Source organism: Streptomyces sp. NBC_00582 (assembly GCF_036345155.1).
Taxonomy (GTDB): domain Bacteria; phylum Actinomycetota; class Actinomycetes; order Streptomycetales; family Streptomycetaceae; genus Streptomyces.
Genome location: NZ_CP107772.1, coordinates 6,241,220 through 6,261,173, shown reverse-complemented (window position 1 = coordinate 6,261,173; position 19,954 = coordinate 6,241,220). Strand labels below are relative to the sequence as shown.

General features: G+C 71.1%; 17 protein-coding genes. 11 read left to right on the top strand and 6 right to left on the bottom strand.

Annotated elements, in window-relative coordinates; translation table 11 throughout:
• Positions 1 to 99 precede the first annotated feature (99 nt).
• A complete protein-coding gene (locus tag OG852_RS28160) occupies positions 100 to 2,919 on the bottom strand; it encodes a penicillin acylase family protein (protein ID WP_330349334.1) in 2,820 nt (939 codons plus the stop codon).
• A 198-nt stretch (positions 2,920 to 3,117) separates the two neighbouring features.
• Here OG852_RS28160 and OG852_RS28155 point away from each other — a divergent pair, with 198 nt between their 5' ends.
• The 6 genes from OG852_RS28155 (at position 3,118) to mscL (ending at position 8,883) form a co-directional block, all read left to right on the top strand.
• The gene (locus OG852_RS28155; RefSeq protein WP_330349333.1) at positions 3,118 to 4,674 is read left to right on the top strand and encodes a potassium/proton antiporter; all 1,557 of its coding nucleotides are present in this window, start codon (positions 3,118 to 3,120) and stop codon (positions 4,672 to 4,674) included.
• Between the two features lie 279 nt (positions 4,675 to 4,953).
• Positions 4,954 to 6,207: an MFS transporter gene (locus OG852_RS28150; RefSeq protein WP_330349332.1), complete on the top strand. Its 1,254-nt coding sequence runs from the start codon at positions 4,954 to 4,956 to the stop codon at positions 6,205 to 6,207.
• A 67-nt stretch (positions 6,208 to 6,274) separates the two neighbouring features.
• Positions 6,275 to 6,595 (top strand): FmdB family zinc ribbon protein, encoded by a 321-nt coding sequence (locus OG852_RS28145; protein WP_330349331.1) that lies wholly within the window; start codon positions 6,275 to 6,277, stop codon positions 6,593 to 6,595.
• 98 nt (positions 6,596 to 6,693) lie between these two features.
• Positions 6,694 to 7,527, top strand: coding sequence for an S-methyl-5'-thioadenosine phosphorylase (locus OG852_RS28140; RefSeq protein WP_133912254.1), 834 nt, complete (start codon positions 6,694 to 6,696; stop codon positions 7,525 to 7,527).
• A gap of 216 nt (positions 7,528 to 7,743) precedes the next feature.
• Positions 7,744 to 8,271: an RcpC/CpaB family pilus assembly protein gene (locus tag OG852_RS28135; protein WP_443064569.1), complete on the top strand. Its 528-nt coding sequence runs from the start codon at positions 7,744 to 7,746 to the stop codon at positions 8,269 to 8,271.
• Between the two features lie 138 nt (positions 8,272 to 8,409).
• Positions 8,410 to 8,883, top strand: a complete 474-nt coding sequence (mscL, locus tag OG852_RS28130; RefSeq protein ID WP_133912252.1) for a large conductance mechanosensitive channel protein MscL — start codon at positions 8,410 to 8,412, stop codon at positions 8,881 to 8,883.
• Between the two features lie 31 nt (positions 8,884 to 8,914).
• Here mscL and OG852_RS28125 read toward each other — a convergent pair whose 3' ends face one another.
• The gene (locus OG852_RS28125) at positions 8,915 to 9,097 is read right to left on the bottom strand and encodes a hypothetical protein (RefSeq protein WP_133912251.1); all 183 of its coding nucleotides are present in this window, start codon (positions 9,095 to 9,097) and stop codon (positions 8,915 to 8,917) included.
• A gap of 62 nt (positions 9,098 to 9,159) precedes the next feature.
• On the opposite strand from OG852_RS28125, the gene OG852_RS28120 reads away from it, so the two are divergent.
• The 4 genes from OG852_RS28120 to OG852_RS28105 all read left to right on the top strand — a co-directional run bounded on the left by OG852_RS28120 (position 9,160) and on the right by OG852_RS28105 (position 13,771).
• Complete coding sequence (locus OG852_RS28120; protein WP_330349329.1) at positions 9,160 to 10,374, top strand: low temperature requirement protein A; 1,215 nt, start codon at positions 9,160 to 9,162, stop codon at positions 10,372 to 10,374.
• A 42-nt stretch (positions 10,375 to 10,416) separates the two neighbouring features.
• Positions 10,417 to 11,442: a P1 family peptidase gene (locus OG852_RS28115; RefSeq protein WP_330349328.1), complete on the top strand. Its 1,026-nt coding sequence runs from the start codon at positions 10,417 to 10,419 to the stop codon at positions 11,440 to 11,442.
• Positions 11,443 to 11,595: 153 nt separating this feature from the next.
• Positions 11,596 to 12,822, top strand: coding sequence for a L,D-transpeptidase (locus OG852_RS28110; RefSeq protein WP_133912248.1), 1,227 nt, complete (start codon positions 11,596 to 11,598; stop codon positions 12,820 to 12,822).
• Between the two features lie 202 nt (positions 12,823 to 13,024).
• On the top strand, positions 13,025 to 13,771 hold the full coding sequence (locus OG852_RS28105; protein WP_133912247.1) for a DUF6227 family protein: 747 nt from the start codon (positions 13,025 to 13,027) through the stop codon (positions 13,769 to 13,771).
• A 99-nt stretch (positions 13,772 to 13,870) separates the two neighbouring features.
• Here OG852_RS28105 and OG852_RS28100 read toward each other — a convergent pair whose 3' ends face one another.
• From OG852_RS28100 to OG852_RS28090, 3 genes are all read right to left on the bottom strand, one after another.
• On the bottom strand, positions 13,871 to 15,925 hold the full coding sequence (locus tag OG852_RS28100) for a PTS fructose transporter subunit IIABC (protein ID WP_330349327.1): 2,055 nt from the start codon (positions 15,923 to 15,925) through the stop codon (positions 13,871 to 13,873).
• Between the two features lie 115 nt (positions 15,926 to 16,040).
• Complete coding sequence (gene pfkB, locus OG852_RS28095) at positions 16,041 to 16,988, bottom strand: 1-phosphofructokinase (RefSeq protein WP_330351508.1); 948 nt, start codon at positions 16,986 to 16,988, stop codon at positions 16,041 to 16,043.
• Positions 16,989 to 17,014: 26 nt separating this feature from the next.
• Positions 17,015 to 17,776: a DeoR/GlpR family DNA-binding transcription regulator gene (locus tag OG852_RS28090; protein ID WP_330351507.1), complete on the bottom strand. Its 762-nt coding sequence runs from the start codon at positions 17,774 to 17,776 to the stop codon at positions 17,015 to 17,017.
• Positions 17,777 to 17,955: 179 nt separating this feature from the next.
• On the opposite strand from OG852_RS28090, the gene OG852_RS28085 reads away from it, so the two are divergent.
• Positions 17,956 to 18,963 carry a helix-turn-helix transcriptional regulator gene (locus OG852_RS28085; RefSeq protein ID WP_330349326.1) on the top strand — a complete coding sequence of 336 codons (1,008 nt, stop codon included), beginning with the start codon at positions 17,956 to 17,958 and terminating at the stop codon, positions 18,961 to 18,963.
• Here the strand turns inward: OG852_RS28085 and OG852_RS28080 are convergent.
• A complete protein-coding gene (locus OG852_RS28080) occupies positions 18,949 to 19,641 on the bottom strand; it encodes a TetR/AcrR family transcriptional regulator (protein ID WP_330351506.1) in 693 nt (230 codons plus the stop codon). The two genes, OG852_RS28085 and OG852_RS28080, sit on opposite strands and share 15 nt — an antisense overlap.
• Positions 19,642 to 19,954: the final 313 nt, after the last annotated feature.

Below are 19,954 nucleotides of genomic sequence, written 5' to 3'. Positions count from 1 at the left end.
ACGCCGAGGGGCGGGCACTCTCCGCCGGAAGAAGGAAAAGAAAGGGGCCCTTCACGCGTGCGTGCGTGAAGGGCCCCTCGTGCTGCCGCGTTCAGCCGGTCACGGCTTGAGCACCAGGGTGTCGCTGGTGCTCTTGTCGACCGCCTTCTGCGAGAAGGACCAGTCGAGCAGTTCACCCTTGGCCCACTTGCCGGTCTGGTCGGTGTAGTGGGCGCTGAAGGCGTGTCCGGAGGCACCGGTGAGGTTGATCCACTTCGACTTGTCGAAGTCCTCGAGGTTGACCACCATGCGCATCGACGGCACCCACACGACGCCGTAGCCGCCGGCCGCGTTCCAGCCGGTCGCGTCGACCGCCGCCTCGCCGCCGCCGAGCCTCCAGGGGCCGCGGTTGAGGATGTACTGCAGGAAGCCGGGGCCGCTCGTGCCCAGGGTCTGGTTCTTCAGGAACAGGCGGTGCAGCCGGCCCCAGCTCCAGGTGTCGATGTCCTTGCCGAGCTTCGCGGTGAGCTCCCAGCGCGCGTCGATCATGGCGCGCTTGAACAGGTCGTCGCGGTTGTGGTCGGCGCCCTCGCGGCCGGTGGCCGACTTGGGCGTGGTCCACCAGTCGCTGTCCTGCTTGTCCATGAGGTCGCGCACGACCTGGAACCAGCGGTCGCCGCCGTCCGGCTGCGCCTGGTCGGCTTCGCGCTGGCCGCACTCACGGACCTTCGCCGTGTCGTCCACGGCGTGGGTGGCGTTCGCGGGGTCGACCCACAGGCACTGGCCCTCGACGCGCAGCTCCTTGGGCAGCTTGTTGCCGAAGGCGAGCTTGAGGATGTTGCGCCACACCGCGTTGAAGTAGGCGGCCGCCGCCGAGTCGGCGTCCTGGGTGCGGTTCCAGTCCTGGAGCAGGTCCTGGGCCTCGCGGACGTCCGGGTCGTCAATGTTGATCTTCACCAGGACGGGGACGAGCAGCTTGGCGATCTCGCTGCTGTTGTCCATCTGCATCTGGCGCATGTCGTCGGTGGAGATCTTGCCGCCGCCCTTGATCTTGTTCTCGATCAGGTCGGTGATGCGCTGGCTGCGGGTGCCGTAGCCCCAGTCCGTGGTGAGCGTGTAGGGGTACTTGTCCGGGTCGACCACGGCCTGATTGGCGGTGACGATGAAGCCGCGCTTCGGGTTGAGCTCGTAGGGCAGCTCGTCGAAGTCGATGTAGCCGGTCCACGCGTTGTCGGAGTCCCAGCCCGCCACCGGGACCGAGCCGTCGTCGCCCTTCGCGCGCGTGGGGATCTTTCCGGGCAGCTGGTAGCCGATGTTGTCCTCGGTGTCGGCGTAGATCAGATTCTGCGAGGGCACGTCGAACTTCTTGGCCGCGGCGCGGAAGTCGTCCCAGTCCTTGGCCCTGTCCATGGCGAAGACGGCGTCCATGGTGGTGCCGGCCTCCAGCGCGGTCCACTTCAGGGCGACGCCGTAGCCGTCGCCGCGGTCGGGTGCCGCGTTGTCGACGGTGGCCTTCTGGCCGACCTTGACGAGCTCCTTGCTGCGGTCGGACAGCAGGGGCATGTGGTCCTCGGTCTGGCGGACGACGATCTTCTTCGGGCTGCCGCCGGCGACCTTGATGGTCTCCGTGCGCGTGATGAAGGGCTTCGTCTTTCCGTCGTAGAGGTAGCCGTCGCCGGAGAGCTTCTCCAGGTAGAGGTCGGTGACGTCGACGCCCGAGTTGGTCATCCCCCAGGCGATGTCCTGGTTGTGGCCGATGATCACACCGGGCATGCCGGCGAAGGTGTAGCCGGTGACGTCGTACTGGCAGTCGCTGGAGACGGTGCGGCAGTGCAGGCCCATCTGGTACCAGACCGACGGCAGCGAGGCCGACAGGTGCGGGTCGTTGGCCAGCAGCGGCTTCTTCGTGATCGTGTACTTCCCGGAGACGACCCAGGAGTTGGAGCCGATGCCGTTGCCGTTCACGCCGACGGCCGTGGGCAGGTCGTCCAGGACGTCGTAGAGGCCCTCGAGCTGGCCCTGCAGGCCCGTGGTGTCCGCGGAGGTCCCGGAGCCGGTCGTCGAGCCGCCGGTGCCCGTGGAGCCGCTCGTGGACGCCGAGCCGCCGGTGGAGGTGTCGCCGGTTCCGCTGCTCGCGCTGTCGCTGTCCTTGAACGCCTTGGTGAGCTCGTCGTACTCGCCCTGCTGGACGATCGTGTTCGATTCACCGTTGACCGTGTACGGGTAATCCGGGTACAGGTCGGCGATCTGCTGCGGGCCGAGGCGGCTCGTCATCAGGGCGCGGTCGATCTCGTCCTGCATGTTGCCTCGCAGGTCCCAGGCCATCGCCTTCAGCCAGGAGATCGAGTCGACCGGGGTCCACTCGGCCGGCTTGTAGTCGTTGGTGAAGCCCAGCGCCGCGTACTCCAGGGAGATGTCGGCGCCGTCCTTGCCCTTGAGGTAGGCGTTGACTCCCTTGGCGTATGCCTGGAGGTACTTCTTGGTGGAGTCCGACAGCGTGGTGTCGTACTCCTCCTTGGCGATCCGGTCCCAGCCCAGGGTGCGCAGGAACTCGTCGTTGTCGACCTGGCTCTTGCCGAACATCTCCGACAGGCGTCCGGACGTCATGTGGCGGCGCACGTCCATCTCGTAGAACCGGTCCTGCGCCTGGACGTAGCCCTGCGCCATGAACAGGTCCTCGTCGGAGGACGCGTAGATCTGCGGGATGCCGTAGCCGTCCCGCTTCACGTCGACGGGCCCGGACAGGCCGTCGAGCGTGATCGAACCCTTGGTCTGCGGGAAGGAGGCGCGGACCGTGCTGATGGACCAGTAGGCGCCGAAAGCGATGCCGCCGATGACGGCCAGCACCAGTACAAGCACGATAAGACGGGCCTTTCGCCCCTTCTTCCTGCCGGACTTGCCGGGCTTGTCACCCGTTGTGGCGGTGGTGTTGGGGGGCATCGCTGTCCTTGCTGTCCTAACGCGAGCGGCAGGCGGTCCTGGAGTGCTGGAGCAACCATAGGCGCAGGGGTCTGCGCCACTTGACGCGGAGTCGGGTACCAGCACGGAAGGATGTTCGATCTTGCCTCGCCGAGCATCAAGAAATCGTCAAGAGTTAGGTAAGGTAATGAAGTAGTTGGGCTCGGGGCGGACCGCCTCGTGTCCCATGTACATGTGCGCCCGCGCGCGAGTCGTGCGCGCCAGGGAAGGGAACCGCCGCTGACCGTCCACCACCTCAACCAGCTCCTGCTCGTCTGCTCGCTCGTCCTGCTCGTCGCCGTCGCGGCGGTCCGGATCTCCTCGCGCAGCGGGCTGCCCAGCCTGCTCGTGTACCTCGGCATCGGCGTCCTCATGGGTCAGGACGGCATCGGGGACATCCGCTTCGACAACGCCGAACTCACCCAGGTCATCGGCTACGCCGCCCTGGTCGTGATCCTCGCCGAGGGCGGTCTCGGCACGAAGTGGAAGGAGATCGAGCCGGCCCTTCCGGCTGCCTCCGCGCTGGCGCTCGGCGGCGTCGCGGTGAGTGTGGGGGTCACCGCGGCCGGCGCGCACTTTCTCACCGGACTGGAATGGCGGCAGTCCCTCATCATCGGAGCGGTGGTGTCCTCCACGGACGCGGCGGCGGTCTTCTCCGTCCTGCGCCGGATTCCGCTCCCCGCGCGCGTGACGGGCACACTGGAGGCCGAATCCGGGTTCAACGACGCCCCGGTGGTCATCCTGGTGGTCGCCTTCTCCCAGACCGGCCCCGTCGAGCACTGGTACGTGCTGTTGGGTGAGATAGCCCTGGAGCTGGCCATCGGCGCCGCCGTCGGACTCGCCGTGGGCTGGCTCGGCTCCTGGGGCCTACGGCATGTCGCGCTGCCCGCCTCCGGCCTCTACCCGATCGCCGTCATGGCGATCGCCGTCACGGCGTACGCGGCCGGCGCCCTCGCGCACGGCAGCGGCTTCCTCGCCGTCTACCTCGCTTCCATGGTCATGGGCAACGCGAAGCTGCCGCACTGGCCCGCCACGCGGGGGTTCGCCGACGGGCTCGGCTGGATCGCCCAGATCGGCATGTTCGTCCTGCTCGGCCTGCTGGTCACCCCGCACGAACTGGGCGACGACGTGTGGCCCGCGCTCGTCATCGGCCTGGTGCTGACCATGGTGGCGCGTCCGCTGAGCGTGATGCTGTGCCTGACGCCGTTCCGGGTGCCCTGGCAGGAGCAGACCCTGATGTCCTGGGCGGGGCTGCGCGGCGCCGTCCCCATCATCCTGGCGACCATCCCCATGGTGAGCGGCATCGAGGCCAGCCGTCGCATCTTCAACATCGTCTTCGTCCTGGTCGTCGTCTACACCCTGGTGCAGGGCCCGACGCTGCCGTGGCTCGCCCGCAAGCTGCGCCTGGGCGAGGACTCCGAGGCCGCCGACCTCGGGGTCGAGTCCGCGCCCCTGGAGCGGCTGCGCGGCCATCTGCTGTCGGTCGCGATCCCCGACGGGTCGAAGATGCACGGCGTCGAGGTCAACGAGCTGCGACTGCCGGCCGGAGCCGCCGTCACCCTCGTCGTCCGCGAAGGAACATCGTTCGTTCCGCTGCCGACCACCGTGCTGCGACACGGCGACGAACTCCTCGTCGTCGCCACCGACCCCGTCCGCGACGCCGCCGAGAAGCGCCTGCGCGCCGTCGGACACGGGGGCAAGCTGGCCGGCTGGCTGGGCACGGGCACAGACCGCTGAGGAACCTCCCGCGCCGCGCCCGGGCAGGTTCCACGCCACATTAAGGGCACGTTTCGCAGTGCTCACTCTCACAGGCCATCAGCACGCCAGGGCCGGTACGATGAACGCGCACCTTGATCGAACCAACTCTGCCTGACGCAGAGCTGGCGCGACCGTATGGCGGCCGGGACGCCTCCCTCACGGGCCCGGTATCTACCGCAGTAGCGCAAGAGGACAGCTCTCGGCGCCCCTCGCCCGCACAGTGGGGTCGCGCTACCAGGCGGCAGAAAGGCACGGGCCGTGGCGTCCACGGTCTCCATCGGATACAGGCACCTGCTGCGCACACGTGGCGCATGGACGTTCCTGCTCCCCGGCTTCGCGGCGCGCCAGCCGTTCGCGATGCTCACCCTCTCCATCGTGCTGCTCGTGCAGCACACCACCGGTTCCTACGGCGCGGCAGGCGCCGCCGCCGCGGTCACCGGTGTCTCCATGGCGCTGTGCGCGCCCTACGGCGGGCGCCTCGCCGACCGTTACGGGCAGCGCGCCGTGCTGGTCCCCGGCGTCCTCGTGCACGCCCTGTCGGCGCTGACCCTGACCGCGCTCGCCCTGGCGGACGCGCCCCTGTGGGCGCTGTTCGTGGCAGCGGTGCCCACGGGCGCCTCGGTGCCGCAGATCGGGCCCATGGTGCGGGCCCGCTGGGGTGTGAAGCTGAAGGGCTCGCCGCTGATGACCACTGCGGCGGCCTTCGAGTCCGTCACGGACGAGCTGACCTTCGTCGTCGGCCCCCTGTTGGCGACGGCCCTGTGCACGGCGGTGAACCCGGCCGCGGGGCTGATCGCCGAGGCCTCACTGACGCTCCTCGGGGGTCTGCTGTTCGCCGCGCAGAAGAGCACCCAGCCGCAGACCGCCGCCGGGCACACGCGCGTGGAGCACGCTTCGGCGCTGCGCATCCCGGGTGTGCGGGTGCTGGTCGTGACCTTCCTGGGCATCGGTTCGGTCTTCGGCGGCATGCAGGTCTCGCTGGCCGCGTTCACCGAGTCGATCGGCGAGCCCGGCCTCAACGGCGTCCTGTACGGCACGTTCGCCGCGGGCAACATGATCTCCGGCCTGGTCTGCGGTGCCCTCGCCTGGAGGACCGCCCCGCAGCACCGCCTGGTCGTCGGATACGCCGCCCTGGCGGTGACGGCCTCCGGCCTGTGGGCCGCGCACTCGGTGCTCGTGCTGGCGGGCCTGGGCCTGCTGGTCGGCATGAGCATCGCACCGGCGCTGATCACGGGCTACACGCTGGTCGAGGGCTTGGTCCCGGCCCAGGCGCGCACCGAGGCGTTCACCTGGCTGACGGGCGCGGTCGCGCTGGGGCAGGCGGCGGCCGTCACGGTCGCCGGCCAGTTGGAGGACCGCCTCTGGCAGGGTGCCGGATTCCTGGTGCCGATGGGCGGCACACTGCTCGCCCTGGGCACCCTTCTGGCGCTGCGATCGCAGCTGGTGGGGCACCCCCGCAGCCGGACGGTCGCACGTGGCGTCGGTCACCGCGTGCCGGTGACAGTGGACTGATCCTCAGGAATGCGTCACTATGGATCGTCGTTAGCACTCATTGAGTGAGAGTGCCAGGAGGAAGACAGTGCCGACCTACCAGTACCAGTGCACCGAGTGCGGCGAGGGCCTCGAGGCGGTGCAGAAGTTCACGGACGACGCCCTGACCGAGTGCCCCAACTGCGGTGGCCGCCTCAAGAAGGTGTTCTCCGCGGTCGGTATCGTCTTCAAGGGCTCCGGCTTCTACCGCAACGACAGCCGCGGCTCCTCGTCGAGCAGCTCGCCGGCGTCGTCGAAGTCGTCGACCTCCTCGACCTCCTCCTCGGACGCCTCGTCCTCTTCGTCTTCGTCGTCCTCCTCGGACTCGAAGTCGAGCTCGGGGACCTCGGCGGGCACCTCCGCCGCGTAACGCCTCCTCCTTGGACCCTGCCGTCGTACGACGGCGGGGTCCTCGGTGTTTCCATGGTCGGGAACTGACCGTGTTCGATTCCGGCTAGTGTGCTGGTCATGGCGAACGCAGAGATCGGCGTCATCGGTGGCTCGGGCTTCTACTCGTTCCTCGACGACGTCACCGAGATCCAGGTGGACACCCCCTACGGGGCGCCCAGCGACTCCCTCTTCCTCGGCGAGATCGCCGGCCGGCGGGTCGCCTTCCTGCCGCGTCACGGGCGCGGGCACCATCTGCCTCCGCACCGCATCAACTACCGGGCCAATCTGTGGGCGCTGCGGTCGGTGGGGGCGCGCCAGGTCCTGGGCCCGTGTGCGGTGGGCGGACTGCGCGCCGAGTACGGGCCCGGCACGCTGCTGGTGCCCGACCAGATGGTCGACCGTACGAAGTCCCGGCTGGGGACCTACTTCGACGGGCTGCCGTTGCCCGACGGTACGGTGCCCAACGTGGTGCATGTGTCGCTGGCCGACCCCTACTGCCCCACCGGGCGCGCGGCCGCGCTGAAGGCGGCGCGTGGGCGGGAGTGGGAGCCGGTGGACGGCGGGACGCTGGTCGTGGTCGAGGGGCCCCGGTTCTCGACGCGTGCCGAGTCGTTGTGGCACCAGGCGCAGGGCTGGTCCGTGGTGGGCATGACAGGTCATCCGGAGGCGGCGCTCGCCCGGGAGCTGGAGCTGTGCTACACGTCGTTGACCCTGGTCACCGATCTGGACGCGGGTGCCGAGTCCGGTGAGGGCGTGTCGCACGAGGAGGTGCTGACCGTGTTCGCGGCGAACGTGGACCGGCTGCGGGGCGTCCTGTTCGACGCGGTGGCGGCGCTGCCGGCGACCGAGGAACGGGATTGCGCGTGCGGGAAGGCGCTGGGCGGGATGGATCCGGGGTTCGAGCTGCCGTAGCGGAACTGCCATAGCGGAACTCGTCGTTCGGGTGACGGAGTTTTCCCCAACCGGTGGATGATCCACCGGCTCCGGCGGGCATCGGCGGCAGCGGGCATCGTGGCCTGGCTAGCCGTTCCCTCGTCGCAGGTGGTGGTCCCGTTGCTCCACGTCCCTTCCTCTCCGTCAGCCTCCTCCCCGTCCTCTCCCTCGCCTCCCGTTCCGCCGCCGTGCGAGGTGCCGCAGTTCGCTCCCGTGCGGGTGAAGGGCGGGTGGTGCCTGCTGCGTCGGCTGGTGCGGAACCGGCAGCGTGCGGTGGCACTCGGCCTCGCCGTCACCGCCGCCGCGCTGGTGGCGGCGGGCCCCGGGGGCAGTGGCCCCGCTCCGGCGCGCGGGCGTCCCGACTCCGGCCCGCCCGTCCGCGCGCACTCCTCGTCGGGTGGACCCGTCCGGGGGCGTGCGGCGAGCGGGCGGGTGAAGGTGACGGCGCCCGTGCGGATCGCCGACGCGGCGACCGTCCGGCTGCTGCGGCCCGGTGACCGGGTCGATGTCATCGCCGTCCCCGCCGTCGCCCCTGCGGCGGCGGCCCTGGAGGCCCGGGTGGTCGCGCGCGGGGTGCTCGTGACGAAGGTGCCGGAGCCGCCGGACTCGTCCGTGGACGACGGTGACGGTGGCGCGCTGGTCGTGCTGTCGGTGTCCCGGTCCACGGCGACCCGCCTGGCGGGTGCGAGCGCGTCTGCCCGGTTGGCGGTGACCGTGTGGTGAAGAAGAGGTCAAGTCATTCCTGGGAGCCACCGAATTGGGCGCACGCGGCTCAGGGTGACGTAGGTTGCGGAGCTGTTCGTTCCACAACTTGTGCCACCCCGCGTGCCACAAAGCGTCCATACGAGGAGAGTTCCCGCGGTGAGCGAGAAAAAGAAGGAACCGAGCATCTGGCACGGCTTCAAGGCCTTCCTGATGCGAGGGAACGTCGTCGATCTGGCCGTGGCGGTGGTGATCGGCGCAGCCTTCACGAACATCGTGAACTCGGTGGTGAAGGGCGTCATCAATCCGCTGGTCGGGGCGATCGGGACCAAGAGCCTCGACAGCTACAGTTCCTGCCTCGAGGCCCCGTGCAAGGTCGCGGCGGACGGGACGGTCACGAGCGGTGTGCCGATCCTGTGGGGCGCCGTCCTCGGCGCGGCGCTGAACTTCGTGATCACCGCGGCGGTGGTCTACTTCCTGATGGTGCTGCCGATGGCGAAGTACCTGGCGCGGGTGGAGGCCCGCAGGAAGGCGCGGGAGGGCACTCAGGAGGTCATCGAGGTGACCGAGTTGGAGGTGCTGAAGGAGATCCGCGACGTGATGGTCGCCCAGCGGGGACCCTCCGGACGGTAGTCGCCGCCCTGCGGAGGTGGTGCGGCGCTGTTCAGAGGTGGTGCGGCGGCTTCTCGTCGAGGAAGCGCCTGAGGTCGGCGGCGCTGTCGCCGGACGGGGCCGGCCGCTCGCCCCAGCCGCCGTCCGTGTCGTCCGAGGACTGCTGGTCCAGCGGGTCGTCGAAGACCAGCGCGGCCTTCGGGTCGCGCTGCTCGGGGGCGGAGGGAGTGCTCATGCCTCCAGGGTACGGCTCCGAGGACCAGGACTTTCCGCCGCTCGTCTGCTGTGCTGTGACCCATGACGTCCAGTACTGCTCGCGATCGTGCGAGACCCCTGCGCAGGCTCACCGCGCGGGGGCGCGGGGAGGCGCATCGGGTCGCCTCCCCGCTCGAGCTCCTCTTCGACCTGTGTTTCGTGGTTGCCGTCGCCCAGGCGGGCATGCAGTTGGTGCATGCGGTGGCCGAGTCCCACGCGGGGGAGGGCATCCTCGACTACGCGATGGTGTTCTTCGCGATCTGGTGGGCGTGGATGAACTTCACGTGGTTCGCGTCGGCGTACGACAACGACGACGTGCTGTACCGGGTGGTCACGCTGGTGCAGATCGCCGGGGTGCTGGTGCTGGCGGCGGGGGTGTCGCGGGCGTTCGAGGACCACGAGTTCGCGGCCGTCTGGCTGGGCTACGCGATCATGAGGTTCGCGCTGAGCTGGCAGTGGCTGCGCGTCGCGTGGTCGGCCGAAGGCCCGGAGCGGACGATGGCGCTGCGCTACGCCGGGGGCGTGCTGTTGTGCCAGGTGGGCTGGGTGGGGCTGCTGGTGCTGCCGGAGGGCGGCCGGGCGTGGCTGTTCCTGGTGATGGCGGTGCTCGAGATGTGCGTGCCGGTGTACGCGGAGAAGGACCATCCGACGACCTGGCATCCGCATCACATCGCGGAGCGGTACGGGCTGTTCACGATCATCGTGTTGGGCGAGACGATCGCGGCGGCGACGGTCGCCGTGAAGTCGGCGGTGGACGAGAGCGACGCGCTGGGCGAGCTGTTGCCGATCGCGGTGGGTGGTCTGCTGATCGTGTTCGCCGCGTGGTGGATCTACTTCGTGGTGCCGATTCACAGTCATCTGCGGTCCAGCCGGCAGTCGTTCCTGTGGGGTTACGGTCACTATTTCGTGTTCGCCTCTGCCGCGGCGATCGGTGCGGGGCTGGAGGTGGCGGTGGAGCAGGCGGTCGGTACGGCGCGTCTGTCGACGCTCGCCGCGTCGGCGGCGGTGACGTTGCCGACGGCCCTGTATCTGCTGACGGTCTGGGCGCTGCACGCCCGTCACTTCAAGGTGGGCGTGGCGCAGCAGTTGGTGTTGCCGGGCACGGCGCTGCTGGTGATCGGCTGCACCTTCCTCGGCGACTGGGCGGTGCTCGCGGCCGGCCTGGTGTCGGCGCTGGCGGTGGCGACGGGGACGACGCTGACGGCGCGCGCGGCCGGGCGGGACGGCGGGGTGCCCGCGTCGGGGCCGACGGGTTGAGGTGGCGGTCAGGGGGCCGTGGGCTGGGCGAGACTGGCCGGCATGACAGTTGACGCTGTGACGGATGTCGTGGGCGTGCGGGTGGGGCATGCCGGCCGGGTCGGCGACGGTTGGCTCACGGGCACGACGGTGGTGCTGGCGCCGGAGGGTGGTGCGGTGGCCGCTGTGGAGGTGCGCGGTGGCGGTCCCGGTACCAAGGAGACCGATGCCCTGGATCCGCGCAATGTGGTGCAGCGGGTGGACGCGATCGTGCTGACCGGGGGCAGCGCCTATGGGCTCGACGCGGCGTCGGGGGTGATGGCCTGGCTGGAGGAGCGGGGGCGCGGGGTGCCGGTGGGGCCGGATCCCGCGCATGTGGTGCCGGTGGTGCCGGCCGCGTGTGTCTTCGATCTGGGGCGGGGTGGGGACTTCCGGGCCCGTCCGGGTGCGGCGCTCGGCCGGGCCGCGGTCGAGGCGGCCGCGGCGAGCGTGCTCGGGGCGCGGGTGGCGGAGGGGTGTGTGGGGGCCGGGACCGGTGCGGCGGTCGGGGCGATGAAGGGTGGGGTCGGTGGTGCGAGTGTCGTCCTCGGCTCGGGGATCACGGTGGCGGCGTTGGTGGTGGCGAACGCGGTGGGGTCGGTGACGGATCCGGAGACGGGGGTGTTGTACGGGGAGTTGTTCGGGGGGCGGGTGGAGTATCCGGAGGCGCGGGTGCATGAGGCGGCGCGTCGGCGTCTGGCGGAGAGTGCGGCGCGGAACGCCCCTCCCCCGCTGAACACGACGCTCGCGGTGGTCGTCACCGATGCGGATCTGACGAAGGCGCAGGCGCAGAAGCTGGCCGGTACGGCGCACGACGGGATCGCGCGGGCGGTGCGTCCGGTGCATCTGCTGCATGACGGCGACACGGTGTTCACCTTGGCGACCTGTGCTCGTCCGCTTGTGCCGGCGCATCCGTTGGCGCTGAACGACGTGCTCGCGGCGGGTGCCGAGGTGGTGACGCGGGCGATCGTGCGGGCCGTGCGTGCGGCGGAGTCGGTGGAGGGGCCGGGCGGGGCGTGGCCGTCGTACACGGAGTTGTACGGGGGTTGAGGGGCGGTGGGGGGGCGCGCGGGGGCGGATTGTCTTCGTTGTGTCACGTCATGGCGTGCATTGGGCCAAGGAGGGAACCCCGGTGGGGGCCCGGGCCCTCCTTTCTCACGTACTGGAGCGGATCACGCACATCGCATGAAGGGGGAGCAGCCCGTGACAACGGCGGACATAGCAGCGCGGCGCGTACTGGGAGCCTGTGCCGTCCTGGTGGTCGGCGCCCTGACCCTGACCGCCTGTGGGGGAAGCGCCGACGCCAAGAGCGGTGACGACGGCAAGGGTGGTGGGGGGTCCTCGCCCAGGACGTCCACGGCGAAGATCGTCATCTCGGCCAAGGACGGTTCGACGGGGGCGTCGATCAACACGACCGGGGTGAAGGTCAGTGACGGGCGGCTGACCGGGGTGAAGATGACGGTGGCCGGGTCGGGGCAGGCCGTGGCGGGGGTGTTGTCGTCCGACGGGAGCAGTTGGAAGCCGAAGGAGCAGTTGGAGCGGGGGACGAAGTACGAGATATCGGCGACCGCGAAGGACGCGGGCGGGAAGGTCGCCGCCGCGAACTCCATCTTCACCACGGTCACCTCGGCCAACAGTTTCATCGGGACGTACACGCCGGACGACGGGACGACGGTCGGGGTGGGGATGCCGGTGTCGTTCACGTTCGACAAGGTGATCGGTGACAAGAAGGCGGTGCAGTCGCACATCACGGTCACGTCGAGCAGTGGGCAGCAGGTGGTGGGGCACTGGTTCGGGGCACAGCGGCTCGACTTCCGGCCGGAGGAGTACTGGAAGGCCGGCTCCAAGGTGACGATGAAGATCGACCTGGACGGGGTCGAGGGCGCGAACGGCGTCTACGGGGTGCAGAAGAAGACGGTGAGTTTCACGATCGGGCGTTCTCAGGTGTCCACGGTGGACGTGGACACGGAGATGATGACCGTGGTGCGGGACGGGCAGGTGCTGAAGAAGGTGCCGGTCTCCTCGGGCAGCCCGCAGCACACCACGTACAACGGGCAGATGGTGATCTCGGAGAAGTTCACGCAGACGCGGATGAACAGCCAGACGGTCGGTCTGGGTGGGGAGTACGACATTCCGGATGTGCCGCATGCGATGCGGTTGACGACGTCGGGGACGTTCATCCACGGCAACTACTGGTACAACAAGGGCAATCCGCCGTTCGGCCGCGAGGGTACGAGCCATGGGTGTGTGGGGCTGGCGGATGTGCAGGGGGCGCAGGGTGACACGCCGGCGAAGTGGTTCTACGACAACTCGCTGATCGGGGATGTCGTGATCGTGAAGAACTCGCCGGACAAGACGGTGGCGCCGGACAACGGGCTCAACGGATGGAATCTGTCGTGGGCCGACTGGACGGCGGGGAGCGCGGTCTGAGCGGGGCGATACGGACGCCGGTATTCCGGGGCGGGAGGCCTCTCACCGGCGGTTTCTGACGGGTCGTGGGGCCGCGCGGGAACTTTTCGCGCGGCTCGCGCGTTTTCCCCGGTGTAGGTTTCTCGGTTCCCGGACATGATGTCGGACCGAGGGGCTACGGTATGCACCCACAAGGTGACATGCAGCAACGCCGGGAGAAACCTTGAGCGTTCCGTACGAGACTGCAGCGTACGAACCAGCCGAGTCGCCCGAGTCTCCGGAGGAGCACCTCGCGCGACTGCTCGGTCGTGCCCTGAACTCGTTCGAGCTGCCGGACGATGTCCTTCGGCGGCTCGACTGCGCGTTGGCGCACGACAGCTCGCTGCACTCCGCGCATCACAGCGCGGGCCTGCACCGTGAGACGTACCGGCACACCTGGCTGTTGGCCGACGGGTGTGCGTTGACGCTGTGGGAGCTGGTGCACAACACCGCCCCGGGCAGTGAGCCGCAGCATGAGGTGTACGTCGACGAGGAGGAGTTGCGGACGGCGACCGCGCGGCTGCCGTTGCCGCCGGACGAGCCGGATTTCGAGTTGCCGGTGCTGGCGCCGTTGGAGCCGGTCTCGGCGCCTCGGCATGTGTATGTGCCGGACGACTCGGCGGACCACGCGCGTCGGCTGCTGCGTCGCGCGGAGAACGGCGACCGGCCCGGTGCGGAGACCGCGGAGCTGCTCAGGTCGGCGTTCGCGCACCAGATCACGCAGGCGTTCGGGCGGCCCTGCCGGGCGGGGCGGGTGGGTCTGGGCTTCTCGTTGTACGAGCACGCGTTCTTGTTGCGGGACGGCCGGGAGATCTCCCTGTGGGAGGTGGAGCACACGGCGACGCCCGACGGGCGGCACATGTGCGAGGTGTATCCGTCGGAGGCGGACGCCCGGGAGGCGATGGAGCGGCGGGCGGCGCAGGTTTCCTGACCGTCGGCTGGAGGTCCGGCGCGGGCGGAGCGGCCGGTCGCCGCCCCGTTGTGTGGGGCGGCGGCCGGCCGCTGGTGTGGGTGGCGCGGGGTCTGTGGGTCAGGCCGCGACGGGCTGCTTGGTCTCCGTCGGGGTGGCGGTGGCGTCGCCGCGGATCGCCGTGGTGGGGGTGCCGCCGGGGGCCGGCTTGCGCAGGCCCTTGAGGACGACGACCAGGGCCGTGGTGACGCAGACGCCTGCCGCGATGGCGACCAGGTAGAGGAACGGGTTGCCGATCAGCGGGACCACGAAGATGCCGCCGTGCGGGGCGCGCAGGGTGGCGCCGAAGGCCATCGACAGGGCGCCGGTGACCGCGCCGCCCACCATCGAGGAGGGGATCACGCGCAGTGGGTCGGCCGCGGCGAACGGGATGGCGCCCTCGGAGATGAAGGAGGCGCCGAGCACCCAGGCGGCCTTGCCGTTCTCGCGTTCGGTCTCGGTGAAGAGCTTGCCGCGGACGGTGGTGGCGAGGGCCATGGCCAGGGGCGGGACCATGCCGGCCGCCATGACCGCGGCCATGATCTTCATGGCGGAGTCGCTGGGGCTGGCGACGGCGATGCCGGCGGTGGCGAAGGTGTAGGCGACCTTGTTGACGGGGCCGCCGAGGTCGAAGCACATCATCAGGCCGAGGAGGGCGCCGAGCAGGACGGCGTTGGAGCCGGTGAGGCCGTTGAGCCAGTCGGTCAGGCCCTTCTGGGCGGAGGCGATGGGCTTGCCGATGACGACGAACATCAGGAATCCGACGATCGCCGAGGAGATCAGCGGGATCACCACGACCGGCATGATGCCGCGTACCGCCGGTGGGATCTTCACCTTCTGGATGGACAGGACGACGCCGCCGGCGATCAGGCCGGCCGCGAGGCCGCCGAGGAAGCCCGCGTTGATGGTGACGGAGATCGCGCCGCCGACGAAGCCGGGTACGAGTCCCGGGCGGTCGGCCATGCCGTAGGCGATGTAGCCGGCGAGGACGGGGACGAGGAAGCCGAAGGAGACGACGCCGATCTGGAAGAGCAGTGCGGCCCAGCTGTCGCCCTGGGTCCACACGAAGTGGTCCATGACCGACGGCGCCTTGTTGATCTTGTATCCGCCGATCGCGAAGCCGAGGGCGATCAGCAGTCCGCCGGCGGCGACGAACGGGACCATGTACGAGACGCCGGACATGAGCCACTTGCGGAGCTTGGTGCCGTAGCCCTCGGTGGAGTCGCCGGCGCGTTCCACCGGCGTACCCGGTGCGGCGGCGGCGGTGGCCTCGCCGCGTTCCGCCTTGCCGCGGACCTCGGCGATCAGTTCGGCGGGGCGGTTGATGCCCGCCTTCACGCCGACGTCGACGGTGGGCTTTCCGGCGAAACGGTCCTTCTCGCGTACGGGGACGTCGTGGGCGAAGATCACGCCGTCGGCGTCGGCGATGACGGCCGGGTCGAGCCGGGTGAAGCCGGCCGAGCCCTGGGTCTCGACGGTGACCTCGACGCCCGCTTCGCGGCCGGCGTTCTCCAGGGACTCGGCGGCCATGTAGGTGTGGGCGATGCCGGTGGGGCAGGAGGTGACGGCGACGATCCGGAAGGGGCGGGCCGGGGTCTCGGGGGTGGCCGTGTCGGTGTCGGCGGAGGCCGCCGCCGACACCGACACGGAGTCCTCGCCGGAGCCCGCGGAGGCGTCGGTGGCCTCGGCGGCGGGCTCGTCGCCGCGGATCAGGGCCGCCGCGGCCGCCGGGTCGGCGACCGCCCGCAGGGCGTCGGTGAACTCGGTGTTCATCAGCTGGCGGGCGAGGGACGACAGGATGGTGAGGTGGGCGTCGTCGGCGCCGGCGGGGGCGGCGATCAGGAAGACGAGGTCGGCGGGGCCGTCGGCGGCGCCGAAGTCGATGCCGGTGGCGCTGCGGCCGAAGGCGAGGGTCGGCTCGGTGACGTGTGCGCTGCGGCAGTGCGGGATGCCGATGCCGCCGTCGAGGCCGGTGGGCATCTGGGCCTCGCGGGCGGCCACGTCGGCGAGGAAGCCCTCCAGGTCGGTCACCCGGCCCCGGGTCACCATGCGGGCGGCGAGGGACCGCGCCGCGGCTTCCTTGGTGTCGGCGGACAGGTCGAGGTCGACCAGGTCCGCGGTGATCATGTCGCTCATCGCGGGCTCCTTCGCACGCGTATCGCCCGGGACGTGGGGTGGGCGCGGGTGAGGGTGGGGACGGGAGTGGGGGTGGGGTGGGGAGAGGGGTGGGCGGCGCGTAACAGGAGGGTCGTCATGACGTCGGCTCCCTCAGTTCGCGGTCCAGCGGCACCTCGGCCGTGACGGTCACCGCCGACGGGTCGAGGTCGCCCGGGGTCGGCATGACGCTGCCGGGGAGCCGGACGGCCGCCGCGCCGTGGGCGACGGCGGAGGCGAGCGCCGCCGGGCCGCGGCCGCCGGCGATGAGGAACCCGGCGAGGGAGGAGTCGCCGGCGCCGACGTTGCTGCGGACGACGTCGACGCGGGCGGTCGCGAACCAGGTGCCCGCGTCCTCCACGAGGAGCTGTCCGTCGGCGCCGAGGCTGGCGAGGACGGTACGGGCGCCCATCTCGCGCAGTTCCTCGGCCGCCTTCACGGCGTCGCCGATCGTGGCCAGGGGGCGGCCGACGGCTTCGGCGAGTTCCTCGGCGTTGGGCTTGACGACGTCGGGCCGCTCGCGGAGCGCTTCGAGGAGCGCGCGCCCGGAGGTGTCGAGGGCGATCCGTGCGCCGCCGGCGTGCGCCCGGGCGACGACCTCGGCGTACCAGGAGGGGGCGAGGCCGCGGGGCAGGCTGCCGCAGCAGGCGATCCAGTCGGCGTCGCGGGACTGCTCGCGCACGGTCTCCAGGAGGAGTTCCTGCTCGTCCGGGGAGAGTTCGGGACCGGGTGCGTTGATCTTGGTCAGTACGCCGTCGGACTCGGCGAGCGCGATGTTGGAGCGGGTGGCTCCGGCGACCGGGACGGGGGCGACCTCGATGCCCTGGGCGTCGAGGAGGTCGGCGACGAGGGCGCCGGGCGCACCTCCGAGGGGCAGGACGGCGACCGTGCGCCGTCCGGCGGCGGCGACCGCGCGGGAGACGTTGACGCCCTTGCCGCCGGGGTCCATCCGTTCGCCGGTGGCGCGGATGACCTCGCCGCGGTCGAGGGAGGGCACCTCGTAGGTGCGGTCCAGGGACGGGTTGGGGGTGACCGTGAGGATCACGCCGCCGGGGCTCGGGAGGGTGCCGCTCATGCTCGTACTACTTCCGTGCCGCCGCGCTCGATGGCGGCCGCGTCGTCGTCGCTCAGCCCGCTGTCGGTGATCAGCAGGTCCACGTCGCTCAGGTCGCCGAAGCGGGCGAAGTGCTCCTGGCCGTGCTTGGCGGAGTCGGCGAGCAGGACGACCCGGCGGGCGGCGGCGACGGCCGCTCGCTTGACCGCGGCCTCGGCGAGGTCGGGGGTGGTCAGGCCGTGCTCGGCGGAGAATCCGTTGGCCGCCACGAAAAGTACATCAGCCCGGATTTCGCCGTAGGCGCGCAGGGCCCAGGCGTCCACGGCGGCGCGCGTACGGTGGCGTACGCGCCCCCCGACGAGGTGGAGCTGCATGCCGGGGTGGTCCGCGAGGCGGGCCGCGATGGGGAGGCTGTGGGTGACGACGGTGAGCTCGGCCTCCAGCGGGAGCGCGGCGGCGAGGCGGGCGACCGTGGTGCCGGCGTCGAGGATCATCGTGCCCTCGGAGGGCAGTTCCGTCAGGGCCGCCTTGGCGATGCGGTCCTTCTCGTCGGTGGAGGTGCCCTCGCGTTCGGCGAGGTCCGGCTCGAAGTCGAGGCGTCCGGCCGGTATGGCGCCGCCGTGGACCCGGCGGACCAGGCCGGCGCGGTCGAGGGCCTTCAGGTCGCGGCGGATCGTCTCCGCCGTGACCTGGAACTCCTCGGCCAGCGACAGGACGTCCACCCGGCCGCCCTCACGGGCGAGCCGCAGGATCTCCTGCTGCCGCTCCGGTGCGTACATGTCCGCTCGCTTCCGTTCGTTTCCACTCATGCCCGAACGTGTGGTTTCGATGCGAGGCTACGCCCGGATTTCTGGAAAGTAAACAGTTTCGGGCTTGATTCGGGCATGAACGGACTTCTGGTTCCACAAGGCACCGACTAGGCCAGGTGCCGTCCTACTTCTGCGGCATGCTCGGGGGCATGACCACGGACACTCCGGCACGGCTGCTGCAGTTGCTCTCCCTTCTCCAGACGCCCCGTGAATGGCCCGGCGGTGAGCTGGCCGACCGGCTCGGGGTGTCGCGGCGCACGGTGCGGCGCGACATCGACCGGCTGCGGGAGCTGGGGTATCCGGTGCAGGCGAGCAAGGGCGCGGACGGCGGGTACCGGCTGGTCGCGGGCAAGGCGATGCCGCCGCTGGTGCTGGACGACGAGGAGGCCGTGGCGATCGCGGTGGGGCTGCGGGCGGGGGCCGGGCACGCGGTGGAGGGGGTCGACGAGGCGTCCGTGCGGGCCCTGGCCAAGCTGGAGCAGGTGCTGCCGGCCCGGCTGCGCCGTCGCGTCGCCACGCTCCAGGCCGCGACCACACCGCTGACCAGCGGGGACGGGGCGAGCATCGCGCCGGAGACACTGACCGTGATGGCGTCGACGATCGCCGGGCACGAGCGGCTGCGGTTCGCGTACCGGGCGAAGGACGGGACGGGGTCGCGGCGGCTGACCGAGCCGTACCGGCTGGTGTCGACGGGGCGGCGCTGGTACCTCGTGGCGTACGACGTCGACCGGGCGGACTGGCGGACGTTCCGGGTGGACCGGGTGAGCGAGCCGTTCGCGACCGGGGCCCGGTTCGCGCCGCGGGAGCTGCCGACGGGGAGCGCGGCGGAGTATCTGCGGCGTTCCCTGCAGGGGCATACGCACGCGTACGCGTTCGAGGTCACGTTCGAGGCGTCGCCGGAGGAGCTCGCGGCGCGGCTGCCGGCGTGGCTGGGCCGGCCGGTGGAGGACGGGGCGGGCGGGAGCCTGCTGCGGGGGACGACCGGTGATCCGGTGGAGTGGCTGGCGGTGCGGCTGGCGATGGTGGGGTACGAGTTCTCCGTGCGGGAGCCTCAGGAACTGGTGGAGCACGTAAGGGAGTTGGGGGCGCGGCTGGGGCGGGCGGGGAGGGCCGGTGGGTCGGTCGCGCCGTCGACGAGTGAGTCAGTCGCGCGCTGAGGGGTGGCGCTGCCGGTCTTGGGCGGGTTCCGTCTCCCAGGGGAATCCCCGCAGCGCCTCCAGATTGCGCAGCGCCAGCGCCGCCGGGCCGTCGGGGGCGGTGGCGGGGGTGTCGGTCGCGGCCCAGTTCTGTACGGCGACACGGATCGCGGCGCTCGCCACGGCGGCCGCGAAACGCAGGTGAGGTGTCACGGCGGCGCTCCCCGCAGCGCCGTCCCCGAAGTCGCCGCCGTCGGCACCGCTCTCCCCCGCGAGTCGTGCCGCGAGGACCTGGGCCAGGGTTTCCTCCGAGGTCCGGCAGGTCTCCGCCCAGACCTTGCCCAGGGCCGGGCTGGCGGCTGCCAGGCGGATCAGGGTGCGGACCCATTCCCAGGAGGCGGTGGAGACGCCTCGGCCCGGGACCAGGGTGTGCCGGACCGCGTGGGCCAGGGCCTCGGGGAGCGGGAGTGCGGGCGGGGCCTCGCGGACCGCTTCCACCCAGCGCTGGGCGCCCGCCGCGTAGAGGGGGGCGACGGCCTCTTCCTTGGTGGCGAAATATCGGTAGAAGGTGCGCGGGGCGATGCCGGCGGCCTGGGCGATGTCCTCGGCGCGGGTGGCCCGCAGACCCCGGGCGACGAAGAGGCCCGCCGCGGCCCTGGCGATCTCCGTCCGGGTCGCCGCCTTGCGCCGCTCGGTCAGGGAGGCCGAGGCGGGGGTGGAGCTGCTCACGCTCGTCAGGCTATGCCCATGTGGCACAATCTGCCATCCGGGCGGGCCACCCCGTGGTTCAGGTACGGGGTGGCCCGCCCACCTCGGCATGCGGGGCGCGTGACGCGGCGGGGTGACGAGGGCGAGCCGGGCCCGGCGCCCGGGGGAAGGCGCCGAGGCCCGGCTCGGGGAAAGTCCCGGCGCCGGGGGGATGGTGCGTCGGGACGTGGTCTCGGGGTGGGTCTCGGAGTGTGTCTCGGGACGGCGGCCGGGCCCGCTTCCGGGCTGCGACTGCCGTGTCCTG